At 66.0% G+C, this 20,486-nt stretch carries 18 protein-coding genes; 10 read left to right on the forward strand and 8 right to left on the reverse strand.

The annotated features are described in order from the left end of the window. Positions 1-5 precede the first annotated feature (5 nt). Genes AYJ57_RS23270 through AYJ57_RS23295 form a run of 6 tightly spaced genes read right to left on the reverse strand, consistent with a single transcriptional unit; the run spans position 6 to position 5,612 of the window. The gene (locus tag AYJ57_RS23270; RefSeq protein WP_066111582.1) at positions 6-1,064 is read right to left on the reverse strand and encodes a TRAP transporter substrate-binding protein; all 1,059 of its coding nucleotides are present in this window, start codon (positions 1,062-1,064) and stop codon (positions 6-8) included. 30 nt (positions 1,065-1,094) lie between these two features. Next, complete coding sequence (locus AYJ57_RS23275) at positions 1,095-2,384, reverse strand: TRAP transporter large permease (RefSeq protein WP_066111584.1); 1,290 nt, start codon at positions 2,382-2,384, stop codon at positions 1,095-1,097. A 1-nt stretch (position 2,385) separates the two neighbouring features. Next, entirely contained in the window at positions 2,386-2,973 is a 588-nt protein-coding gene (locus AYJ57_RS23280) for a TRAP transporter small permease (protein WP_066111586.1), read from the reverse strand. A gap of 49 nt (positions 2,974-3,022) precedes the next feature. Then, positions 3,023-3,529 carry a flavin reductase family protein gene (locus tag AYJ57_RS23285; protein WP_066111588.1) on the reverse strand — a complete coding sequence of 169 codons (507 nt, stop codon included), beginning with the start codon at positions 3,527-3,529 and terminating at the stop codon, positions 3,023-3,025. Beyond that, entirely contained in the window at positions 3,529-4,404 is an 876-nt protein-coding gene (locus AYJ57_RS23290) for an aldo/keto reductase (protein WP_442974956.1), read from the reverse strand. Before AYJ57_RS23290 ends, AYJ57_RS23285 begins: the two co-directional genes overlap by 1 nt. Before the next feature lie 53 nt (positions 4,405-4,457). Further along, the gene (locus tag AYJ57_RS23295) at positions 4,458-5,612 is read right to left on the reverse strand and encodes an LLM class flavin-dependent oxidoreductase (protein WP_066111592.1); all 1,155 of its coding nucleotides are present in this window, start codon (positions 5,610-5,612) and stop codon (positions 4,458-4,460) included. A 112-nt stretch (positions 5,613-5,724) separates the two neighbouring features. On the opposite strand from AYJ57_RS23295, the gene AYJ57_RS23300 reads away from it, so the two are divergent. The 5 genes from AYJ57_RS23300 to AYJ57_RS23320 all read left to right on the forward strand — a co-directional run bounded on the left by AYJ57_RS23300 (position 5,725) and on the right by AYJ57_RS23320 (position 11,100). After that, entirely contained in the window at positions 5,725-6,450 is a 726-nt protein-coding gene (locus tag AYJ57_RS23300; RefSeq protein WP_066111593.1) for a GntR family transcriptional regulator, read from the forward strand. A gap of 18 nt (positions 6,451-6,468) precedes the next feature. After that, on the forward strand, positions 6,469-7,611 hold the full coding sequence (locus tag AYJ57_RS23305) for a Gfo/Idh/MocA family protein (RefSeq protein ID WP_066111595.1): 1,143 nt from the start codon (positions 6,469-6,471) through the stop codon (positions 7,609-7,611). Between the two features lie 170 nt (positions 7,612-7,781). Next, positions 7,782-8,240 (forward strand): (2Fe-2S)-binding protein, encoded by a 459-nt coding sequence (locus AYJ57_RS23310; protein WP_066111597.1) that lies wholly within the window; start codon positions 7,782-7,784, stop codon positions 8,238-8,240. Between the two features lie 124 nt (positions 8,241-8,364). Then, on the forward strand, positions 8,365-10,479 hold the full coding sequence (locus AYJ57_RS23315; protein ID WP_066111963.1) for a xanthine dehydrogenase family protein molybdopterin-binding subunit: 2,115 nt from the start codon (positions 8,365-8,367) through the stop codon (positions 10,477-10,479). A gap of 3 nt (positions 10,480-10,482) precedes the next feature. Further along, entirely contained in the window at positions 10,483-11,100 is a 618-nt protein-coding gene (locus AYJ57_RS23320; RefSeq protein WP_066111599.1) for an Isoquinoline 1-oxidoreductase subunit, read from the forward strand. A gap of 134 nt (positions 11,101-11,234) precedes the next feature. Here the strand turns inward: AYJ57_RS23320 and AYJ57_RS23325 are convergent, their stop codons facing one another. Beyond that, complete coding sequence (locus AYJ57_RS23325; RefSeq protein ID WP_066111601.1) at positions 11,235-13,340, reverse strand: TonB-dependent siderophore receptor; 2,106 nt, start codon at positions 13,338-13,340, stop codon at positions 11,235-11,237. 131 nt (positions 13,341-13,471) lie between these two features. On the opposite strand from AYJ57_RS23325, the gene AYJ57_RS23330 reads away from it, so the two are divergent. Together AYJ57_RS23330 and AYJ57_RS23335 are read left to right on the forward strand one after the other, a co-directional pair. After that, positions 13,472-14,428 carry a helix-turn-helix transcriptional regulator gene (locus AYJ57_RS23330; protein WP_066111603.1) on the forward strand — a complete coding sequence of 319 codons (957 nt, stop codon included), beginning with the start codon at positions 13,472-13,474 and terminating at the stop codon, positions 14,426-14,428. 148 nt (positions 14,429-14,576) lie between these two features. Further along, positions 14,577-15,092, forward strand: a complete 516-nt coding sequence (locus tag AYJ57_RS23335; RefSeq protein ID WP_066111605.1) for a cell wall hydrolase — start codon at positions 14,577-14,579, stop codon at positions 15,090-15,092. A gap of 244 nt (positions 15,093-15,336) precedes the next feature. On the opposite strand, the gene AYJ57_RS23340 is transcribed toward AYJ57_RS23335, so the two are convergent. Then, positions 15,337-16,137 carry a class I SAM-dependent methyltransferase gene (locus tag AYJ57_RS23340; protein ID WP_066111607.1) on the reverse strand — a complete coding sequence of 267 codons (801 nt, stop codon included), beginning with the start codon at positions 16,135-16,137 and terminating at the stop codon, positions 15,337-15,339. A gap of 189 nt (positions 16,138-16,326) precedes the next feature. Here AYJ57_RS23340 and AYJ57_RS23345 point away from each other — a divergent pair, with 189 nt between their 5' ends. The 3 genes from AYJ57_RS23345 to AYJ57_RS23355 all read left to right on the forward strand — a co-directional run bounded on the left by AYJ57_RS23345 (position 16,327) and on the right by AYJ57_RS23355 (position 20,480). Beyond that, the gene (locus AYJ57_RS23345) at positions 16,327-16,758 is read left to right on the forward strand and encodes an SRPBCC domain-containing protein (protein ID WP_066111609.1); all 432 of its coding nucleotides are present in this window, start codon (positions 16,327-16,329) and stop codon (positions 16,756-16,758) included. A gap of 267 nt (positions 16,759-17,025) precedes the next feature. Continuing rightward, a complete protein-coding gene (locus AYJ57_RS23350) occupies positions 17,026-18,228 on the forward strand; it encodes a hypothetical protein (protein ID WP_066111611.1) in 1,203 nt (400 codons plus the stop codon). A gap of 191 nt (positions 18,229-18,419) precedes the next feature. Then, positions 18,420-20,480 (forward strand): ATP-dependent helicase, encoded by a 2,061-nt coding sequence (locus AYJ57_RS23355; RefSeq protein ID WP_066111613.1) that lies wholly within the window; start codon positions 18,420-18,422, stop codon positions 20,478-20,480. The last annotated feature ends 6 nt before the right edge of the window (positions 20,481-20,486 follow it).

A 20,486-nucleotide genomic window follows, 5' to 3' on the forward strand; every position in this document is an offset into this window, starting at 1 on the left:
AGGGGTTATTGAATGTCGCTGGCGCGCTCGGCGTCAAGCTCTTCGGTCGCGGCCTGCACCGCATCCTGCATGGCGGTGAAGATCTCCTCGCCGCCCTCAACGTTGGCGGTGAACCACTCATAGACCGGCTGCGCGGCGTCGGCGAAGGCCTGCTTCTCTTCGGGCGTCGGCACGTAGAGATCGCCGCCCCCCTCGACAAACTCCTGATAGGCCGGGATCGACTTGCGCTTGGGCGAGGCGAAAGTCGCCTGCTGCAGCTGGTAGAAGCCGTCGACCACCACGCGGCGCATGTCCTCGGGCAGCGCAAGGAAGGTCTCGTTCGACATCCACCACAGCGCGCCCATATAGGCGTGACCGTCGAGGGTGACGTATTGGAGTCCGGCCTCGGGGAATTTCATCGACATGATGTCGGTGATGCCGTTCTTCGTGCCCTCGACCACGCCGGTCTGCAGCGAGGTGAACAGCTCGGGCCACGGGATCGGCGTCGGAGCAGCCCCAAGCGCGCGCACCAGTTCCTGCGGCAGGTCGGCGACCACGGTACGGATCTTCATGCCCTTGAGGTCCGCCGGCGTCTGCACCCGCTGCTTGGTGTTGGCGAAGTTGCGCCAGCCGCCGGTGTTGCCGATGGTCATCAGGCGGATCATCCCGCCGGAGTCCTCCAGCGCCATCGAGCGCATGGTGCGGGTGAACTCCCCCGAAAGCACCCGCTCGGCCACGCGGTCATCCTGCATCACGTAAGGCAGGTCCAGAACCTGCACGTAGGGGAACAGCCCCGCCGCGCCGCCGGAGGTCGAGATATAGACGTCGATCGAGCCGTCGGCCACGCCCTGCAGACATTCCGCACCGTTCGAGCAAAGCTGCGTGCCCATGTAAATCTCGACGCCGATGGCCCCGTTCGAGGCGCTCTCGACGTAGGATTTGAAGACCTGCAGGCCGTCGTAATCCTCATCGTTCTCGTTGGAGTTGGCGACGGCGCGGATCGTGTAGTCCTGCGCCAGTGCCGGGACGGCAAGCGCCGCCGTCATCAGCAGCGTCGCCGCCAGCGTTTTGGTCTTCCCGAGCATGTTATCCTCCCTGATAGCTCTGGATTTTTCTTAGTTCGCGAACCCGGTCAGTCGCGGGATCGTCATGGAAATCGCGGGGAAATAGGTGATCAGAAAGATCACCGCGATCTCGACCGCGAGGAATGGCAGGATGGCGCGCGCGATGGTGGTCACCCGCTCGCCCGAGACGGCGGAGGCCACGAAGAGCACCAGCCCCATGGGCGGCGTCGCCAGCCCCACCGTCAGGTTCACGCACATGATGATCGCGAAATGCACTGAGTCGACGCCCATGCCGGTGAACACCGGGCCAAGGATCGGCCCCAAGATGATGATCGCCGGGCCTGCGTCGAGGAACATGCCCACCGCGAACAGCAGCAGGTTGATCAGGAACAGCAGCAGCAGCGGGTTCTCGGTCAGCGACAGGATGAAATCGGCCATCTGCTGCGGCGCGTGCGAGAGAGAGACCACCGTCTTGAACGACATGGCGGCACCCACCAGCAGCAGCACCACCGCCGAGGTCAGACCAGCCCGGCCCAGCACATCGGGCAGTTCGGCAAAGCGCAGGGTCTTCAGCACGAAGAGACTGATGAAGAGCGCGTAGAACACCGCCACCGCCGCCGCCTCGGTCGGGGTGAAGACGCCCGCAAGGATGCCGCCCAAGATGATCACCGGGGTCAGCAGCGGGAAGAACGCTTTGAGGCTCGCCTCTCCCCGTTCGCCCCAGCTGTACTTGCGGGACGCGACGGGGAAGTCGTAGCGGTTGGCCATCACCTTGATCAGCAGCATCAGCCCGACGCCCACCAGCACCCCCGGCACCAGCCCCGCAAGGAACAGCGCCGCGACGCTCTCGCCCATGACATAGGCGTAGATGATCATGATCCCCGAGGGCGGGATGATCGGCCCGATGACCGAGCTGGCGGCGGTGATCGCGGCTGCGAAGCGGCGGGTGTAGCCCTGTTTCTCCATCGCCGGGATCAGCATCGAGCCAAGCGCCGAAGTGTCGGCCACCGCAGAGCCCGAGAGCCCAGCAAAGAGCATCGAGGACATCACGTTCACATGCGCCAGACCGCCGCGCAGATGCCCCATGAAGGCTTGGCTGAACTCCACGAGGCGATGCGTGATGCCGCCACGGTTCATGATCTCTCCCGCCAGCATGAAGAAGGGGATCGCCATCAGCGGGAAGCTGTCCATGCCGTTGTAGAGATTGCGGTAGAGCAGCGTCAGATCGCGCTCCTGCCCGTTGAGGAACAGCAGGATGCCGGGCGCGGCCAGCAGGCCAAAGAACACCGGCAGGCCGATCATCAGGAACACGAGGAAGAGCGGAAGGAACCAGATCAGCATGTCATTCCGCTCCCTGCGTGTTGGCCTGCGGGATCGCGGGCAGATCGCGGACCGAGCAAAGCTCGGCAAGGTTGCGCAGGATCAGCTCGATATTGACCAGCACCAGCAGCCCCATGCCGACGAGGATCGAGGCCATCATCCAACTGCGCGGCACCCGGTGCCAATCGCTGAAATCAAGCGCCGTGGGAATGTAGAGCGAGGCCGAAGCAAAGCGTCCGCCAAGGCCCGTTACCTCTTTCCAGCCGATCTGCAGCGCGAAGACGAGCACCATCAGGCTGATCGCCAGAAGCACGAGGTTGAGCAGGCTGGCCGCGCGGCGCGGCAGCAGCGAGGGCAGGATGTCGATGGCGACAAAGCCACCCCGGCGAAAGGCGGTCGGGGCCATCAGCCCGGTCATCCACAGCATGCAAAAGCGCGCGGCCTCGTCCGGCCACGGCAGCGCATTGCCCAGCACATAGCGGCAGAACACCTGCACGAGGGTCACCGCCACCATGACCGCGATGGCCACGACGCCGATGCCGCGACCGACTTTCAGCAGGCGGTCGTTGATCCATGACAGCGGCCGGATCAGCCCGTCGAGTAACGTCATTCTCTCCTCCCCGTCATGCCGCGCCCTCCTCCAAGGCGGCGGCCTGCCGTCAGTTGATGTCGACCCGCGCGACCCGCCCGCCGAAGAAGGCCAGCGGATCGCCCTGTTGCATGGCGGCGTGCAGAACCTCGCCCACGACGATCGCGTGATCCCCCGCCGCGTGCACCGCGTGCCGGCGGCAGTCGAACCGCGCGAGGCAGCGCTCCAGCACCGGCACGCCATTGGCATTGCAGCCCAGATCCACGCCCTTCAGCGCCGCGCCATCCTTCGCCACACGCCACGCCAAATCCTGCTGATCGGCGGCAAGCACGTGGATCGCGTAATGCTCCGCCCCGGCAAAGAGCCCATAGCGGCTGGAACTGCGCGCGGGCGACCAGAGCACCAGGGGCGGCTCCATCGAGACCGACGCAAAGCTGTTGGCGGTGATCGCGGCGCAGCCGTCGGGCCCGCAGGTGGTGACGATGGTCACCCCCGTGGCAAAGAGCCCGAAGGCATCGCGCAGCGCCCGCCCGTTGCCCGGGTCGGGCACAAAGCTATGGGGCTGCGCGATCTGCATCACGCCACCTCGCGGCCCAGTGCCGCCTCATAGAGCTGGAACCATTGCACCCGGCTCAGCGCGACCTTGCGGGCGTCCGAGATCTTGGCGATGCGCTCCAGCGAGTTCGTGCCCAGCACCGGCAGGATGGTCGCCGGGTGACGCAGCAGGAAGGCCACGGCGATGGCGGCGCGGTCGACGCCGAACTCGGCAGCCATCGCATCCATGCGGCGGGTCAGCGGGCTGTCACCGGTCATCAGGCTGCCGCCACCCAGCGGCGACCATGCCATCACCGGATCCTTGCGGCGCTGGTGGAACGCCAGATCGCCATCGGTGAAAGGCTCGACCCGGGCCAGCGAGATCTCGATCTGATTGGTGACCAGCTTGGTGTCCATTGCGCTCTGCAGCAGCTCGACGTCCCAAGGGCGGAAGTTCGACACGCCCGCGGCGCGGATCTTGCCCGCCTTGACCAGACCGTCGAGCGCCGCGCCGGTCTCTTCGTGGTCCATCAGCGGATCGGGACGGTGGATCAGCAGCATGTCGATGTAATCGGTGCCGAGATCGCGCAGCGAGCTCTCGACCGACGCTTCGATGTGCGCCTTGGAGGTGTCGTAGTACTTGCAGGCCACATCCGCGTATTTGCCGCAGGGCGCAACGATGTCGCATTTGGTGACCAGCTCGACCTTCTGGCGCAGCGCGGGGTCGGCTTGGAACGCCTGCCCCAGCACCGCCTCGGCGGTGTAATCGCCGTAGATGTCGGCCTGATCGAGCGTGGTGATCCCCTGCGCAAGGCAGGCGTCGATCTTGGCCCGGACATGGCCCGCAGAGGTGTCGGCGTCATCGCCGATGCGCCACATGCCGTAGACCAGCCGCGAGAAGCTGAGCCCCTCGGCCATGGTCACGCGGTCCGTGTCTGCGCTTTGTGGGGTGAAATCGCTCAGAGTATCCATCAGCGGCGGTCTCCTGCGCCAAGCGGCGTCTTCGGAAGGGTTTGCGGAACCCGGCCCCAGGCCTGGTTGAGCTGGCATGTATTGAGTTGCGGCAGCACGCGCGACCCGAAATGCTCGGCCTCTTCGATGTGCGGATAGCCCGAGAGCACGAAGGCACGGATGCCCATCTTCTGCAGTTCCTCGAGCTTGCTCAGCACCTGATCGGTCGAGCCGACGATGGCCGCGCCACACCCCGAGCGCGCGCGCCCCACCCCAGTCCAGAGGTTGGGCTCGATATAGCCCTCAAGGTCGGCCAGCTCGCGGTTGCGCGCCTGATGGCTGACGCCGAGGCTGCCCGAGTCCAGCGCCCGCTCGCGGATCGCCTGCCCCAGGTCGTCATCAAGCTTGCTGGCGATGTAGCGGGCATATTCCTTGGCCTCCGCCTCGGTGTCGCGCACGATCACATGGCTGCGGAAACCGTAGTCCAGCGTGCGGCCATACTGCTCGGCGGCGGCATTGGCGGCCTTCATCCGGGCGGCGATGTCCTCGGTCTTTTCCGGCCACATCAGGTAGACGTCGCAATGCTGGCCGCAGAGGTCGAGCGCGGCGGGGGAGTAGCCGCCGAAATAGAGCATCGGCCCGCCCTTCTGGTAGGGCTTGGCGGGATCGGTGGTGAGGCCGGTGAAATTATAGACCTCGCCCTCGTAATTGATCTCGTCGCGGTTCCACGCCTGCTTGAGGATCTCGACCACCTCGCGCGAGCGCTGGTAGCGGAACTGGCTTTCGGCCTTCTCGCCGGGGAAGTCGGACGAGATGATGTTCACCGTCAGCCGCCCCTGCAGCATGTGATCGAGAGTCGCGATGGTGCGCGCCAGCATGATCGGCTGCATCTCGCCGCAGCGCACGGCGGCCAGCAGGTTGATGCTCTCGGTGATCGGTGCGCAGCCCGCGACAAAGCTGAGCGTATCCTGCCCGACCTGATAGGACGAGGGGCACAGGATATTGCCAAAGCCCTGCGCCTCGGCGGTCTTCACGATGTCCGAGCAATGGTCCCACGACGAGCGCAGATCGCCGTCTGGCACGCCGAGGAACTGGTAGTCATCCGAGCAGAGCGCCGAGAACCAGGCCACCTCGACCGCGTCGAGATCGGCGGATGTAACGGGTACGACCGTCATGTTTTCCTCCCTGAAAACCTCCGAACTTTCCCTTTCACTACCCGCGTCTTTGATGTAGATCAATGGTGTATCAATTTTTTCATTCGCAGCATCCGCAGGGGGAGGCGGAAACATGCAGGAAAAAAACAGGAATTCGGCTCACAGGCCCGATGCGCTGCCGATTTACATGCAGATCAGCGAGCTGGTGATCCGCGATATCGCCGCTGGCCGGTTGGTCGACGGGCAGAAACTGCCGCCAGAGCGTGAGTTCGCCAAAGCCCATGGCACCACCGTGCGCACCCTGCGCAAGGCATTGCTGGAGCTCGAGAAAAAGGGGCTGCTCGAGCGCCGACAGGGCTCTGGCAACTACGTCCGCGCGGGTGGTGAGGTCGAATCGGTCTACTCCATGTTCCGGCTCGAGCTGGCCGAGGGCGGCGGCGGGCTGCCCACCGCCGACATCCTCGCTGCCGACTATGTTCCGAAGGATCCGCAGCAGCCCGCCTATGGCACCTCGGACCACGGCACCCGCTTTCGCCGCCTGCGCTACCTCGACGATGTCGTCATCGCGGTAGAGGAGATCTGGCTCGACGGCGGCGCGGGACGGGTGCCGCGCGAGATGGTGCAGGACTCGCTCTACCTGACCTACAAGCGCGCCCTACAGCTCTGGATCACCCGCGCCGAAGACCGCGTCGGCATCGGGCAGGTGCCGGACTGGGCGCCCGAGGCATTTCCGCTCAAGCCCGGCACCACCACCGCCTATATCGAGCGCCTGTCTTGGGCGCAGGGCAGCGAGGCGGTCGAGTTCTCACGCACTTGGTACGACACCCAAAAGGCGCTCTACGTCCAGCGCCTCATCTGAAGGGAGGAGGATTTCCCTATGACGACCCAGACCCTCGCGCGCAGCGAGACACGGACCATCACCTACGGCATCATCGGCTGCGGCATGATGGGGCAAGAACATCTGCGCAATATTGCGCTGCTGGACAACACCGCCGTCGGCGCGATCTTCGAACCCGACGCCGAGATGCGCGCCCATGCGCGGCAGTTCGCTCCGAACGCGCAGTTCGTGGACAGCATCGAGGCGCTGCTAGACGTGGCCGAGATCGATTGCCTGCTGATCGCCAGCCCCAACTTCCGCCATGTGGAGCAGCTGCAGCAGATCGCAGGCAAACGCCCGCTGCCCGTGCTGGTGGAAAAGCCGCTGTTCACCGACCCCGAGCATGCCGCCGCCATCGACGCCTTTGCCGAGAGCTACCCTGCGCCGGTCTGGGTGGCGATGGAATACCGCTACATGCCGCCCGTCGCCAAACTGCTGGAAGAGGCCGAGGCGGCCACCGGCGGCGTGAAGATGCTGACCATCCGCGAGCACCGCTTCCCCTTCCTCGAGAAGGTCGGCGACTGGAACCGCTTTAACCGCTACACCGGCGGGACGTTCGTCGAGAAATGCTGCCACTTCTTCGATCTCATGCGGCTGACGCTGAAGTCTGATCCGGTGCGGGTGATGGCGATGGGCGGTCAGGCGGCGAACCATCTTGAAGAGACCTACGCCGGCGAGACCCCCGACATCTTCGACCATGGCTACGTGATGGTCGAATTCGAGAGCGGCGTGCGCGCCATGCTGGAGCTGTGCATGTTCGCCGAGGGCTCGCGCTATCAGGAAGAGATCTCGGCGGTCGGCCCCAAGGGCAAGATCGAGGCGCTGGTGCCGGGGCCGGGCCGCTTCTGGCCCGCGCATCTGGGCGCGGCGCCGGTGCCGCAGGTCATCGTCTCGCCGCGCGAGCCCAAGGGGCCCGAGGTGCGCGAGATCCCCGTCGATCCGACGATCCTCGAAGCCGGGGACCACAACGGCTCGACCTTCTACCAGCATCGCGGGTTCCTTGAGTTGGTGCGCGGCGAGCGCAGCGCGCCCGAGGTCTCGTTGCAGGATGGCAAATGGGCGGTGCTGATGGGCCTCGCGGCGCAGCGTTCGATGACCGAGGGCCGCGCGGTGGATCTGAGCGAACTGACCGGCACGGCCTAAGCCGCGGCGAGCACGGAACTTTCGGCGGGGGCCTTCATTAGGGCCCCTGCCCCACGCATCATCCAACGCTGCAATCCCGGCCTTCCGGCGTGGACGCGACACCCGTCAGCGCTACCTCCCCTCCACAAACCAAGCGCCAAGCTACGCATGCGCAGCCAGGGAGGAGAGCCATGGTTTCGTTCGAACTCAACGGAAAAGATGTGTCCGTCGATGTGCCCGAGGAGACGCCGCTCCTCTGGGTGCTGCGCGACGAGTTGCAGATGACGGGCACCAAATTCGGCTGCGGCATCGCCCAATGCGGCGCCTGCACCGTGATGATGAATGGCATGACCCGCCGTGCCTGCGTGACGCCGGTCTCGATGGTCGACGGCGCCTCGGTCACCACGATCGAGGGCATCGACGGACCCGAGGCCGAGGCGGTGCAAGCCGCATGGGAGGGCCTCGATGTGCCACAATGCGGCTGGTGCCAGTCGGGACAGGTGATGAGCGCCACCGCGCTGCTGCGCGAAGTGCCCAAGCCCAGCGACGAGGACATCGACAACGCCATGGCAGGCAACATCTGCCGCTGCGCCACCTATGTCCGCATCCGCAAGGCGATTCACGACGCCGCCGACAAGCTGGAGGGCTGAGACGATGACCCAGACCTTCGAAAGACTGGCCTTCGAAAGACTGGCCTTCGCAAAACCAGCCCCAGCAAAACCCGCCCTGTCCCGCCGCAGCTTCCTTGCCTCATCGGCGGGACTGGTGATCGGCATGACGCTGCCGCTGGCCGCCCGCGCCCAGTCCGGCGCTGCCGCCGCGATGAAATCCGGCGCGACGGGTGACGCCACATTCGCCCCCAACGCCTTTGTCCGCGTCGCGCCCGACGATACGATCACCGTGATCATCAAGCACATCGAGTTCGGCCAAGGCCCGTTCACCGGCCTCGCCACGCTGGTGGCCGAGGAGATGGACGCCGACTGGAGCCAGATGCGCGCCGAGAACGCGCCCGCCAACAACGAGCTCTACAAGAACCTCGCCTTCGGCATGCAGGGCACGGGCGGGTCGACCGCCATGGCCAATTCCTACATGCAGATGCGCAAGGCCGGGGCCGCCGCCCGCGCCATGCTGATCGCCGCCGCCGCCGAGGAATGGGGCGTGCCGGAGGGCGAGATCACCGTCTCCCAGGGCCAGATCAGCCATAGCTCGGGCAAGTCCTCGGGCTTCGGCGCGCTGGCCGAGAAAGCCGCCGGGATGACCCCGCCGGAGGATCCCCCGGTGAAATCGCCGGATCAGTTCGTGCTGATCGGCACCGACCTGCCCAAGCTCGACACCAAAGCCAAGTCCACCGGCACCGCGACCTTCACCATGGATGTCTACCGCGAAGGGCTGCAGACCGTCGTCGTGGCGCATCCGCCCAAACTTGGCGCCACCGTCGGTTCTTTTGACGACAGCGCCGCGCTCGAGGTGCCGGGCGTCGAGGCCGTGCGGCAGATCCCGCAGGGCGTCGCGGTCTATGCCCGCTCGACCCATGCCGCGCTGAAGGGCCGCGAAGCGCTGAGCATCGAATGGGACGAGAGCGGGGCCGAGACGCGCTCCTCCGCCGAGATCTTCGAGGCCTTCTCGAAGGCCGCCTCGGAGGGCGGCAAGGACGCGGAAATGCTGGGTGATGGCGCGTCAGGCATCGAGGGCGCGGCGCAGGTGATCGAAGCCGAGTTCCGCTTCCCCTATCTCGCACATGCCCCGATGGAGCCGCTCGACGGGGTCATCGAACTGCGCGAGGACAGGGCCGAAGTCTGGATGGGCTCGCAGTTCCCGGCGCTCGACAAGCCGATGATCGTGCAGACGCTTGGGCTCCAGCCCGAGGCCCTGCGCCTCAACGTGATGTTCGCCGGGGGCAGCTTTGGCCGCCGCGCGCAGGACACCGCGCATTTCGCGGGCGAACTGGCCGAGGTCGCCAAGGCAGCGGGCGGCCCCGGCGCCTTCAAGCTGGTCTGGACCCGCGAGGACGATCTGCACGGCGGCTACTACCGCCCGCTCACTGTCCACAAGATGCGCGCCGGTCTCGACGCCGACGGCAAGCTCACCGGCTGGGAAGACGTGGTGGTCAACCAGTCGATCATGGCAGGCGGGCCGATGGCGCAGATGATGCAGGACGGGATGGACCCCACATCCTACGAAGGCTCGACCAAGATGCCCTACGACCTCGGCAACCTGCGTGTCGGCTGGGCCCAACAGGAAAGCCCGGTCACCGTGCTCTGGTGGCGCTCGGTCGGGCACACACACACTGGCTATGCCACCGAGGTGTTTCTCGACATGGTGCTCGAAGCGCAGGGCAAGGACCCGGTGCAGGGTCGGCTCGATCTCATTCGCGAGGATGCGGGCCGGGATCGCGGCGTGCTCGAGAAAGTCGCCGAGATGGCAGGCTGGGACGGCAGCAAGGTCAAGGGCGACAAGGCCTATGGCGTCGCAGTGCACGAGAGCTTCCAGACCTATGTGGCGCAGATCGCCGAGGTTTCGGACGCGGGCGGGCACCCGCGCGTGCACCGGGTCTGGTGCGCCGTCGACTGCGGCGTCGCGGTGAACCCCAACGTGATCCGCGCCCAGATGGAGGGCGGCATCGGCTACGGTCTTGGCACCATGCTGTTCGATGAGATCACCCTCGGCGAGGGCGGCGCGGTGCAGCAGGCCAACTTCGACAGCTACCGCATGCTGCGCATCCACGAGATGCCCGAGGTGATGGTCGAGATCATTGCGTCGGACGCCGATCCTACGGGCGTGGGCGAGCCGGGGGTGCCACCCATCGGGCCCGCCGTCGCCAACGCTTGGCGCGCGCTGACCGGCAAAGCGGTCACCGACCTGCCCTTCCTCAAGACCATGGAGGCCTGAGCCATGCGCAAGACGATCCTGATGGCGGCGCTGCTCGGCGCCGCACCCGCCCTCTTTGCCCTGCCCACCCTTGCCGAGACAGTGAAAGGGCTGCGCACCGTGGATGAATTCGACGGCATCGCAGACGAGACCGAGCGCTCGGTCGCGCTCTTCACCGAGATGATGGCGGTGATCGAGCATCCGCGCTGCCTCAATTGCCACCCGGTCGGCGACAGCCCGCGGCAGGGGATGGACATGCACCCGCATGAGCCGCCGGTGGCCCGAGGAGATGCGGATTTCGGCGCGCCCGGCATGCGCTGCAACACCTGCCACGGCGAGGAGAACTTCGCCTTCACCACCGGCGAGGGGTCGATCCCCGGCCATTCACCGTGGCAACTCGCGCCGATCGAGATGGGTTGGGTCGGCAAGAGCGCTGCAGAGATTTGCGCGCAACTCAAAGACCCGGAGCGCAACGGCGGGCGCAGCATGGAAGACCTGCACGAGCACAATGCCACCGACGGGCTGGTCGGCTGGGGCTGGGGTCCGGGCAAGGGTCGCGAGCCCGCCCCCGGCACGCAGGAGATCTTTGGCCAGCTGACGAAGGCGTGGATCGAGACCGGGTCTGCCTGCCCCGAGGGGTGAAGCGGGATCTCTGCGGGACATCGCGGCGCGCCTACGATCCTTGCGCGCGAAAACGGGCCCCGCCGGGGAAACAAACGGCGAGGCCCGTGCTGAACCCCCGGCGGGTTTAGTGCGCCGGGAGCGGTGCCAAAAGATCAGAACGACTTTGTCAGCGAGACGTTGAAGGTGCGCGGCTCGCCGCGGAAGTTGAACACCGAGGTGCTGCCAACACGGGTGTAATACTCTTCATCGAAGACGTTATCGACGCCCATGCGCAGCACCAGATCATTGTCCCAAGTCTTGGAGGCCATCAGATCGACGGTGCCGTAGCTCGGTGCTTCGATGCCGCGCGACGAGAACTCGGACATCCATGTCACCCGGCCGCCAAAGCTCCAGCCCTGCAGCGCGCCCTCGGTGACGTCATAGGCGCCCGACAGCTTGAACATATGCTCGGGCGTGTAGGTCGAGAATGTCTCGCCCTCGTCGTCGCCGTTGAGATATTCGGTCCAAGTGTAGGTGTAGCCTGCCGACAGGTGGATGTTTTCGGCAAGCTCACCGGCCACGCCCAGTTCGAAGCCCTGCGACGAGACTTCTTCTTCGGCCTCGTAATAATCCTCGTCGACCACCTGCACCGGGCGGTTGACCTCGCGCAGATCGAAGAGCGCTGCCGACACGTCGAGCCCGTAAGCCAGCCGCGCCTTGACGCCCAGCTCAACCTGACGGCCCTCGATCGGGTCGAGCAGATCGCCGCTCTTGTCCACTTCGGACTGCGGGATGAAGATCTCGGAGTAGCTGGCATAAAGCGTGGTGTTCGGCGTGACGTCGTAGGTCAGCCCGGCGAAGGGGGTAACCTGCGCATCGACGTCATACTCTTCGGTCGCGACCGCGCCGGTCGAGAGCGTCTCGGTGTCCACGGTGCCGTCGTACCAGCTCAGGCGCGCGCCGCCGATCAGGGTCAGCGCCTCCATCGGCTTCACCCGAAGCTGCGTGTAAAGGCCGGTGGATTCCGTCTCGGTCTCGGTCTTGGTGCTGTAGTCGACGTCGGGCTTGGCGACCGACGAGCTGTCCCAATCGTCCAGATCCCAGCTGCCGGAGATGGCGCCGCGGGCCTGATACATGGTGCTGTCGGTCTTCTGCCAATCGGCGCCGACGATGGCCACGCCGGTCCAGCCGCCCAGTTCGAACGGCAATTCGGTGTGCAGGTCGAGCGCGAGGCTGTCCTGCTCAAAATCGCGCGCCAGCCACGAAAGGCGCGAGATGGTGTTGTCCTCCGCCGCCGCCGAGCCGGCATAGGCGTAGAGGAAATCGGCTTCCTGATGCGAGTTGCGCAGCGAGAATTTCACCCGCCCGCCATTGTCGAAGAAATGCTCGGCAGCGACCACCGCGTCGGTGGTCGCGTTGTCGAAGTCGTTCCAATCCATCGCCGTGGTGGTCGAGGCATCGGTCCAGATCAGATCGTTGTCTTCATAGGTCGGCAGACCGTTGAACGGCGAGATATCGCGCTCCATATGGCTGAGCGAGAAGGTCAGCTTGGTATCGGGCGACAGATCCCATGCCAGCGTGCCGTAGAGCGAGGTCACGCCGTTCTCAGTCTCATCCACAAAGCCTTCGCCGTCGCCATAGGCCGCCACGAAGCGGCCGCGCAGCGTGCCTTCCTTGTTGAGCGCGCCCGACACATCGACCTCGGCCCGCGCCTGCCCGTTGGAATCCGCCGAGATGGTGCCATAACCGGTAAGCTCGGTCGCCGTGGCCTGCTTGAGGCGCATGTTGATCGAGCCCGCAGGCTCACCGGTGCCGATGAACAGACCCGCCGGGCCTTTCAGCACCTCGACGTGGTCGACGATCGAAAGGTCGGGCTGGGTGCCATAGATCGAGCTGACCGGCGCCGGAAGACCGTCGAAATAGAGGTAATCGAACTCATAGCCGCGCGAGAAGATCGACGAGCGGCCCACGTCGTTGTTGAGGATCATGATGCCCGGCGTGTCGGCCAGCGCCTCTTCGAGCGCCGTATAGCCCGCGTCTTCGATCACCTTGCGCGTCACCACCCAGCTCGACTGCGGCACATCGCGCGGCGCCATGCTCGCCTTTTCCCCCACCGAGATGCGGTCGGTGGTGTAGCTGTTGGTGCCTTCGGTCTCATAGCTCGCGCTGTCGATGGTGAGCTCGCCAAGATAGACATCGTCCTGCGCAAAAGCTGGCGTCGAAAGCGATGTTGAAAGCAGCAAGACCAGTTTGATCAGCCTGCGTGTGGTTGTGGACATTGGACCCTCGTATATTCTGACTATTTTACTAGATTATTACGTGCGAAGCTGCGACACTGCCACTGCCGGACCTTTTCGGAACGTTCAGAGTCCTGTCCGGAAACATCAAACTCGCTGGGGAATTTGCCGAAATGGCGCAGATCGGACGTGCCGAAATCGAACAAGTGCTGCTCGGACGAAGCGCCGACTTCGGCACGACTCTCGCCGCCGGGCAGGTCGCGCTGCGCGGGCGCTGCCTTGGCGCATCCACCCCGCTGGGCCTGTCGGTGAACCTGCATGACGCCTTTGCCGAGACCAGTTTCGAAACCCGCATGACGCGCCCCGCCAACCTCATGCTGCATCTCGTTCTGGAAGGGTCGGTGTCGGCGCATGTGGATGGCACCGCCTTCTGCTTTGGCCGCAGCAAGGGCGGCCCGGTGCAGCTGGTCCTGAGCGCGACTGCGCAGCCAACCGACTTCCGGCGGCGCTTCACCGGCGGCCAGCGGCTACGGAAGGCCACGATCGCCCTGTCTTGGGATTGGCTCGCCCGGCACGAGCTTGGCATGGACGACGTTCTCGAAGGCCGCGCGCATCGGTATGAGGCATGGCCCGTGCCGCAACGGGAGATCGCGCAGGCGGAGGCGTTGCTGGCCCCGATGGAGGAAGGCACGCGCCGCGCCGCCCGCGTTCTGGAGCAAGAGGCCTTTGCCCTGTCGCTCGTGCGCTTTGCGATGGCCTCGCTGCTGCATGTGGGGCCGGATCTGACGCGCGCCGAACGCGACCGGCTCGCCCGGATGGAGGCCTTTGCCAGCGCGCCCGGACCGATGCCCGAGCTTGATCTCGTGGCGCGCTCCGGCGGGATCAGCGTATCGACCATGCGCCGGATGTTCGAAAAGGCCTATGGGCAGACCGTCAAGGCGCGGCTGCGCGAGGTGCGGATGGAAAAGGCCGCCGCGGCGCTGCGCGCGGGGGCCTCGGTGCTGGAGGCCGCGCATGTGGCGGGCTACGAGACCCCCGCCGCCTTTGCCACGGCGTTTCGCAAGGCCAAGGGCATGCCGCCGTCGCATCTGGCGCGCACGCCGCGCGCCTTGCGGATGGATCGCAACTGACGACCCATCGAGGGGCCGATATGTGGCGCGCCCGCGCCTGTCGCGCCGCGCGATGATCCCTGCCACAACAGAAGCATTGATCCCTCCCGCCAAGGCCCGTTAGGCTTTCCCATGAACAAGCCGCGTCAAAGGCTGGAGGCAGAGCAGAATGAAAGCGACACGGACCCTTGGACCTGCCCTTCTGATGGGGGCGGCGCTGCTCATGCTTGCGGCCTGCGGCGGAGGGCGGCGCTCACACACTCCCGGGGAGCTGGAATGCATGGAGCGGGCCATGTACTTCGAGTCGATCCGCTCCAGCCGCGACGGCATGATCGCTGTCGGCAGCGTGGTGATGAACCGTGTGGCATCGAGCGATTTTCCCGGCTCGGTCTGCGGCGTGGTCGGGCAGAAGAACCAATTCGCCCCCGGCGTCATGACCCGCGAGATGAGCGGCTCTTCGATGCTGGCGGTGCGCGAAGCGGCGCTGTCGGTGCTGCAGGGAGAACGCCACCCGCTGATCGGCAACGCGCAGTTCTTTCATGCGGCGACTTACCGGGCCTCTTACAACAACATGCATTACGTGCTCACCACCGGGGGCAACGCCTTTTATGAAAAGCGCCGCCCCGAGTTCGTGACGCGCCCGAACCCGCCGGGGGCGCTGGAAGGCATCACCGCGCGCCTTTGAGTGTGCCCGCCACTTTTGCGGATACAATTGAAACACCGACCGGCATCGGGCCGGCATCGGGGTGAAACGCAATCGGCGCAGGGTTTGAGTGTCGAAACACTTCCCCGAAAGGCCGACCCGATGAGTACCGAAAAGACCCCCACGCGCCGCCCGCAACCGCACCCCGGCCCGCGCATGCCGCAGACATGGCGTTTCACCGATTGGGCGTCGATCTGACGGCGCTGAGGCCACGCTGAGCCCACAGTCAGACAGTGGCCACGGCAAAGAACGCAGGCGCGTCGAAGGACACCGTGCCATCGCTGTTGCGGTATTTGCCCAGCCTCTCCTCCGCCGCCTCTTCCAAAGATCGCATAGTCTCCGGCGTCGCCATATCAGCAAGCGTCCAGCCCCCGATCTCGGTGTCGAGCCATGTCTTCAATGACATATGGCGCACCTGCCCGGTCTTGTGGATGATCTCGGCACCGCCCAGCCCCGCCTGCTTAAGCAGCGCTGAAAGCGCCGTCTCATCGCCAAGACAGAACGGCACCTTGAGCGCCTCGCCCGCCTCGGGGCCCATCACCTCCAGAAGCAGCGGGATAAGGTCGTTGTATCCCGGCGATTTCTCCCAAGCCTCAAAGACCGCCACGGCGACGCGCCCTCCCGGGCGGCAGACCCGTGCCATCTCGCGCAGCGCAGCCACGCGGTCCTGCAGGAACATCAGCGCGAACTGGCAGGTCACCGCGTCGAAACTGGCGTCAGCGAAGGGCAGCGCCTCTGCCGCTGCATGCTGAAAGTCTATATGCGGCTCGATCTCGCGCGCCACGCTGAGCATGCCCTCGTTGATGTCCACCGCCGAGACGCTGGCCCCGCGCTTGAGCGCCGCGCGCGCGACGACCCCGGTGCCCGTGGCCACGTCCAGCAGTCTGCCCCCGCCGTGCAGCCCGGCGGCCTCCACCAGCCACGGCCCGAATTGCCCAAAGAGCGCGGGAACGAAAAACGCCTCATACACGCGGGCCGCCTCAGCCGAGATTTGTCCCGTTTCTGCGTCTACCTCCGACTTGCCCATGACCTCCTCCTGTCGTTCGAGCATCGGTGCGCGCAGTATAGCACGGACAGCCCCAGAGCCGCGCCCGCGCAGCTCTCCGCCAAGGCAGCAGGGCAGACCCTCGTCGCCATTCCTTTGACCTTCGGCGCGTGGCAGGCTGACAGGGGCGCGTTTGATGCCGCATGTCTTTGCCCGAAAGGCTCTTTCACCATGTCCCAGCCCGAGATGATCACCGTGAAAACCACGGTCGCCTGCTCTCCCGCCGAAGCCTGGCACGCGTTCACGACGCCCGAGGCGATCATGGCGTGGAACTTCGCCTCGCCCGATTGGCAGTGCCCTGCGGCGCGCGTGGACCTGCGAGTCGGGGGCAAGCATTGGGCGCGGATGGAGGCGAAGGACGGGTCGTTTGGCTTTGACTTCACCGCCACCTATGAGGCGGTCGACCCGCCGCATGTGCTGGCGCTGCGGCTGGACGATGGCCGCCTCGCCCGCACGGTGTTTGAGCCGGGGCCGGATGGCACCGAGGTGACCACACAGTTTGATCCCGACCCCGAGGCTTCGGTGGAGATGCAACAGGGCGGCTGGCAGGCGATCCTCGACAATTACAAGCGCTACGCCGAGGCGATGACGCCGAAGACCTGAGGGGGTCCGCCCCCAAGACAGTGCACCTGACAGCCCAGCTGACAGCCTGCCAAACGGCGGAAAACCGCCCCTAGCACCGCCCCAAAGCCACGCCTGTAGACTGGGACGCCCTCTTCGCTAAGTCTCTGTGTCCGCAGGAAAGCAGCTGGGGTTCCCTTTCGGCATCCTGCGATTGTTGAAGGTCCGCCCCATTCACGCCCCGATAAGCGGGCATTGGGGAGGTGGCGCCGCTGTCTCGCGGCGCCGAAAGACGGCAGGGAGGACGTGATGTTCGGAATTTTCAAAGTGGGCGTCTCGGCGCTGGTGCTCTCGACATGTGTGGTCGCGCCGGTTGCGACCCTCGCAACGGTTGGCGCGGCGCATGCGAAGAACAATGGCAACGGCAAAGGCGGCGAGAAGGGCAACTCCGGCAAGGGCAAAGCCAACGGCCACAGCAAGGCCAAGTCCAATGGCGGCGGCAACAAGGGCGGCAACAGCAACGGACGGCAGACCAGCGCGAACCTCGGCAAGGCCATCCGCGATGATTTCAGGTCGCTCAGTCAGAGCCTGAGGAAGAGCGCGCTTGGAGACCTACTCGGGGTGACCGGCAGCCGCGGCGCGCAACGCACGGCCACCGTCCAGCGGCAGGCCCCGAAAGCGCAGCGCGTGTCGCTGTCCCCCACCCGATCCGCACCGGAACGCTCGATGCGCCCGCCGCTGCAGCGCACGGCGCTGCGCGAAACCCCGGAACTGGCCGAAGACTACGATGCCCTGCATCCGCGCAACCTCGGTAAGCTCAACGGCGCGCTCAACTCCAGCCCGCAGGCCAAGGCGGCGCATATCGCCAATGGCACCTATGCCACCGGCAGCGGTCCGGTGAGCCTTGCCGCCGCGCTGGCGGTCGCCGACCATAACCTCATAGAGGCCGCCAATGCGCTCGAAACCTACGACGCGGCGGAGCGCACGCTCGATCTAGCCGATGCCTTCGCCTTGGTCGAGAACCGCCCGACCGAGGCGGAGCGGGCCGTGGCCCTTGCGACGCTGGAAGACCCCGAGGCGACCGAGGCCGAAAAGCTCGCGGCACAGGACGTGCTCGATTATCCCGACACCACCGCCGCCGAGGCCGAAATCGCCGGGCTGGACCGCCCAAGCGAGCGAGACCTGACTGAGGCTCAGGAGGTGATCGACGCGGGCATTCCCGAAGAGCACGACCTGACCAATGCGGCCAATTCGGTCGCCGACGCGGAAACCGCTGTGCTCGCCGCCTATAAGGACATCCTGCCTGCGGAATACGAAGGGGATGTGCTGAGCGCGGTGCGGGCCTCCAATCCCGACGATGACACCGTCGCCGCCGCGCTGCAGGGCACTGCGCCGCTGGACCCGGACGCACTTGAGGAGGCCGAGCGCTACGAGGCGGAGCGTTACGAAGACGCCGAGCTTTACGACGACGAAACCGTGCTGCTGGTGCCGTCCGACCGATACGCCGACTGATCCCCAAAGCCAGACGACGCGCCGGGCTCTGTCCCGGCGCGCCCCGCGCTTCTGCTCTGCCACCCGCCCCATCCAAGACGTCCCGAGACTTCAAAGTTCCCTTTATGTTCTGAATTCGTTAATCTGCCCTGACAGAACGTTGCCGCAAGGCAGGATCGGGCAGGATCGGGCAAGGCAGAACCGGGCAGGACATGGCACAGGCAGACACTCTTCAGGACCCTCTCGCGGCGCTGAACGACGCGCAGCGCGCCGCCGCCACCTTCGGCATCGCCCCCGGCGACACGCGCGCCGGGCCGCCGCTGCTGGTGATCGCTGGCGCGGGTTCTGGCAAGACCAGCACGCTGGCGCACCGCGTGGCGCATCTGCTGATGAACGGCGCCGATCCGCAGCGCATCCTGCTGATGACCTTCTCGCGCCGCGCCGCCACTGAGCTCACCCGCCGGGTCGAGGCGATCACCACCCGCGCCATGGGCACCGGCATCGTCGCCGAGGCGCTGACATGGGCGGGCACCTTCCATGCCATCGGCGCGCGGCTGCTGCGCGAACATGCGCCTGCCATCGGCCTGAACCCCGAGTTCTCGATCCACGACCGCGAGGACAGCGCCGACCTGATCAACCTCTGCCGCAACGCCCTTGGCTTCTCGCAGGCAGAAAAGCGCTTTCCGGCCAAGGGCACCTGCCTTGCGATCTATTCGCGCGCGGTCAATGCGGGCGCGCCGCTGGAGGAGGTGCTGCGCGACCACTTCCCGTGGTGCGCCATGTGGGAAGACGAGCTGAAACGTCTCTTCGGCGCTTATGTCCGCGCCAAGCAAGAGCAGAACGTGCTCGACTATGACGACCTCTTGCTGGCCTGGGCGCAGGTGATGTCGGACGCCGAGTTTGCCGCGCATATCGGCAGCGCGTGGGACCATGTGCTGATCGACGAGTATCAGGACACCAACCGCCTGCAGGCGCGCATCCTCATGGCGCTGAAACCCGATGGGCGCGGGCTGACCGTGGTGGGCGACGATGCGCAGTCGATCTATGCCTTCCGCGCCGCCACGGTGCGCAACATCCTCGACTTTCCCGCCGCCTTCACGCCGCCCGCCGATGTCATCACGCTCGATCGAAACTACCGCTCGACCGTCCCCATCTTGGAGGCCGCCAACGCCGTGATCGGTGAGGCCCGCGAGCGCTTTACCAAGAACCTCTGGACCACCCGCGCCTCTGCCGAGAAACCGCGGCTCGTCACGGTGAACACCGAGGCCGATCAGGCGCGCTATATGGTCGACCGCATCCTTGCGGACCGCGAGATCGGCACCACGTTGAAGCAGCAGGCGGTGCTCTTCCGCACCTCCAGCCATTCGGTGCAGCTCGAGGCCGAGTTGACCCGCCGCAATGTGCCTTACGTCAAATTCGGCGGGCTGAAGTTCCTCGACAGCGCCCATGTGAAGGACCTGCTGTCGGTGCTGCGCCTCGCGCGCAATCCGCGTGACCGGGTGGCGGGCTTTCGTGTGCTGCAACTGATCCCCGGCATCGGGCCAAAGTCGGCGGCGAACATTCTGGACGCGCTCGATCTCGCGCCCGATCCCGCCGCCGCGCTGAACGATGTCGCCCCGCCCGCCAAGGCCGAGGCCGACTGGCCCGGTTTCGTCACCGCGATGACCACCCGCGCGCCATGGCCCGCCGCCATCGGCCTTGCCCGGGCGTGGTACGAGCCGCATCTGGAGCGCATCCACGAGGATGCCGACACCCGCCGCAACGACCTGCTGCAGCTTGAGCAGATCGCCGCGGGCTACCCATCGGCCGAAGCCTTCCTGACCGAGCTGACCCTCGATCCGCCGGACGCCACCTCGGACCGTTCGGGCGTGCCACTCAAGGACGAGGATTATCTCATCCTCTCGACCATCCATTCGGCCAAGGGGCAGGAGTGGAAATCGGTCTACCTGCTCAACGCGGTCGATGGCTGCATCCCCTCGGACCTCGGCACCGGCACCACGCAGGACCTCGAGGAAGAGCGCCGCCTGCTCTATGTCGCGATGACCCGCGCCAAGGACCGGCTGACGCTGGGCCTGCCGCTGCGGTTCTACGTCACGCAGCAGCGGCGCGGCGGTGACCGGCATGTCTATGCCACGCGCACCCGCTTCATCACCCGCGAGATGCTGGAGCATTTCGACAGCGCCCATTGGTCGCCCGCCCCGCAGCCAGGCGCGGCGGCTCCGGCACCGGGCCGGATCGACGTCGCCGCCAAGATGCGCGACATGTGGGGCTGAGCGCGG

Origin of the sequence: Salipiger sp. CCB-MM3 (assembly GCF_001687105.1) — a bacterium.
Classification (GTDB): Bacteria; Pseudomonadota; Alphaproteobacteria; order Rhodobacterales; family Rhodobacteraceae; genus Salipiger.

Bases quoted from the DNA above. Each gene is read 5' to 3' on its own strand.
- AYJ57_RS23315 (WP_066111963.1), top strand. From the start codon at position 8,365: ATGACGCTGCCGCTGGCCGCCCGCGCCCAGTCCGGCGCTGCCGCCGCG.
- AYJ57_RS23310 (WP_066111597.1), top strand. From the start codon at position 7,782: ATGGTTTCGTTCGAACTCAACGGAAAAGATGTGTCCGTCGATGTGCCC.
- AYJ57_RS23280 (WP_066111586.1), bottom strand. From the start codon at position 2,973: ATGACGTTACTCGACGGGCTGATCCGGCCGCTGTCATGGATCAACGAC.
- AYJ57_RS23300 (WP_066111593.1), top strand. From the start codon at position 5,725: ATGCAGGAAAAAAACAGGAATTCGGCTCACAGGCCCGATGCGCTGCCG.
- AYJ57_RS23270 (WP_066111582.1), bottom strand. From the start codon at position 1,064: ATGCTCGGGAAGACCAAAACGCTGGCGGCGACGCTGCTGATGACGGCG.
- AYJ57_RS23340 (WP_066111607.1), bottom strand. From the start codon at position 16,137: ATGGGCAAGTCGGAGGTAGACGCAGAAACGGGACAAATCTCGGCTGAG.
- AYJ57_RS23325 (WP_066111601.1), bottom strand. From the start codon at position 13,340: ATGTCCACAACCACACGCAGGCTGATCAAACTGGTCTTGCTGCTTTCA.
- AYJ57_RS23290 (WP_442974956.1), bottom strand. From the start codon at position 4,404: ATGGCCGAGGGGCTCAGCTTCTCGCGGCTGGTCTACGGCATGTGGCGC.
- AYJ57_RS23345 (WP_066111609.1), top strand. From the start codon at position 16,327: ATGTCCCAGCCCGAGATGATCACCGTGAAAACCACGGTCGCCTGCTCT.
- AYJ57_RS23335 (WP_066111605.1), top strand. From the start codon at position 14,577: ATGAAAGCGACACGGACCCTTGGACCTGCCCTTCTGATGGGGGCGGCG.
- AYJ57_RS23355 (WP_066111613.1), top strand. From the start codon at position 18,420: ATGGCACAGGCAGACACTCTTCAGGACCCTCTCGCGGCGCTGAACGAC.
- AYJ57_RS23350 (WP_066111611.1), top strand. From the start codon at position 17,026: ATGTTCGGAATTTTCAAAGTGGGCGTCTCGGCGCTGGTGCTCTCGACA.
- AYJ57_RS23295 (WP_066111592.1), bottom strand. From the start codon at position 5,612: ATGACGGTCGTACCCGTTACATCCGCCGATCTCGACGCGGTCGAGGTG.
- AYJ57_RS23320 (WP_066111599.1), top strand. From the start codon at position 10,483: ATGCGCAAGACGATCCTGATGGCGGCGCTGCTCGGCGCCGCACCCGCC.
- AYJ57_RS23285 (WP_066111588.1), bottom strand. From the start codon at position 3,529: ATGCAGATCGCGCAGCCCCATAGCTTTGTGCCCGACCCGGGCAACGGG.
- AYJ57_RS23275 (WP_066111584.1), bottom strand. From the start codon at position 2,384: ATGCTGATCTGGTTCCTTCCGCTCTTCCTCGTGTTCCTGATGATCGGC.
- AYJ57_RS23305 (WP_066111595.1), top strand. From the start codon at position 6,469: ATGACGACCCAGACCCTCGCGCGCAGCGAGACACGGACCATCACCTAC.
- AYJ57_RS23330 (WP_066111603.1), top strand. From the start codon at position 13,472: ATGGCGCAGATCGGACGTGCCGAAATCGAACAAGTGCTGCTCGGACGA.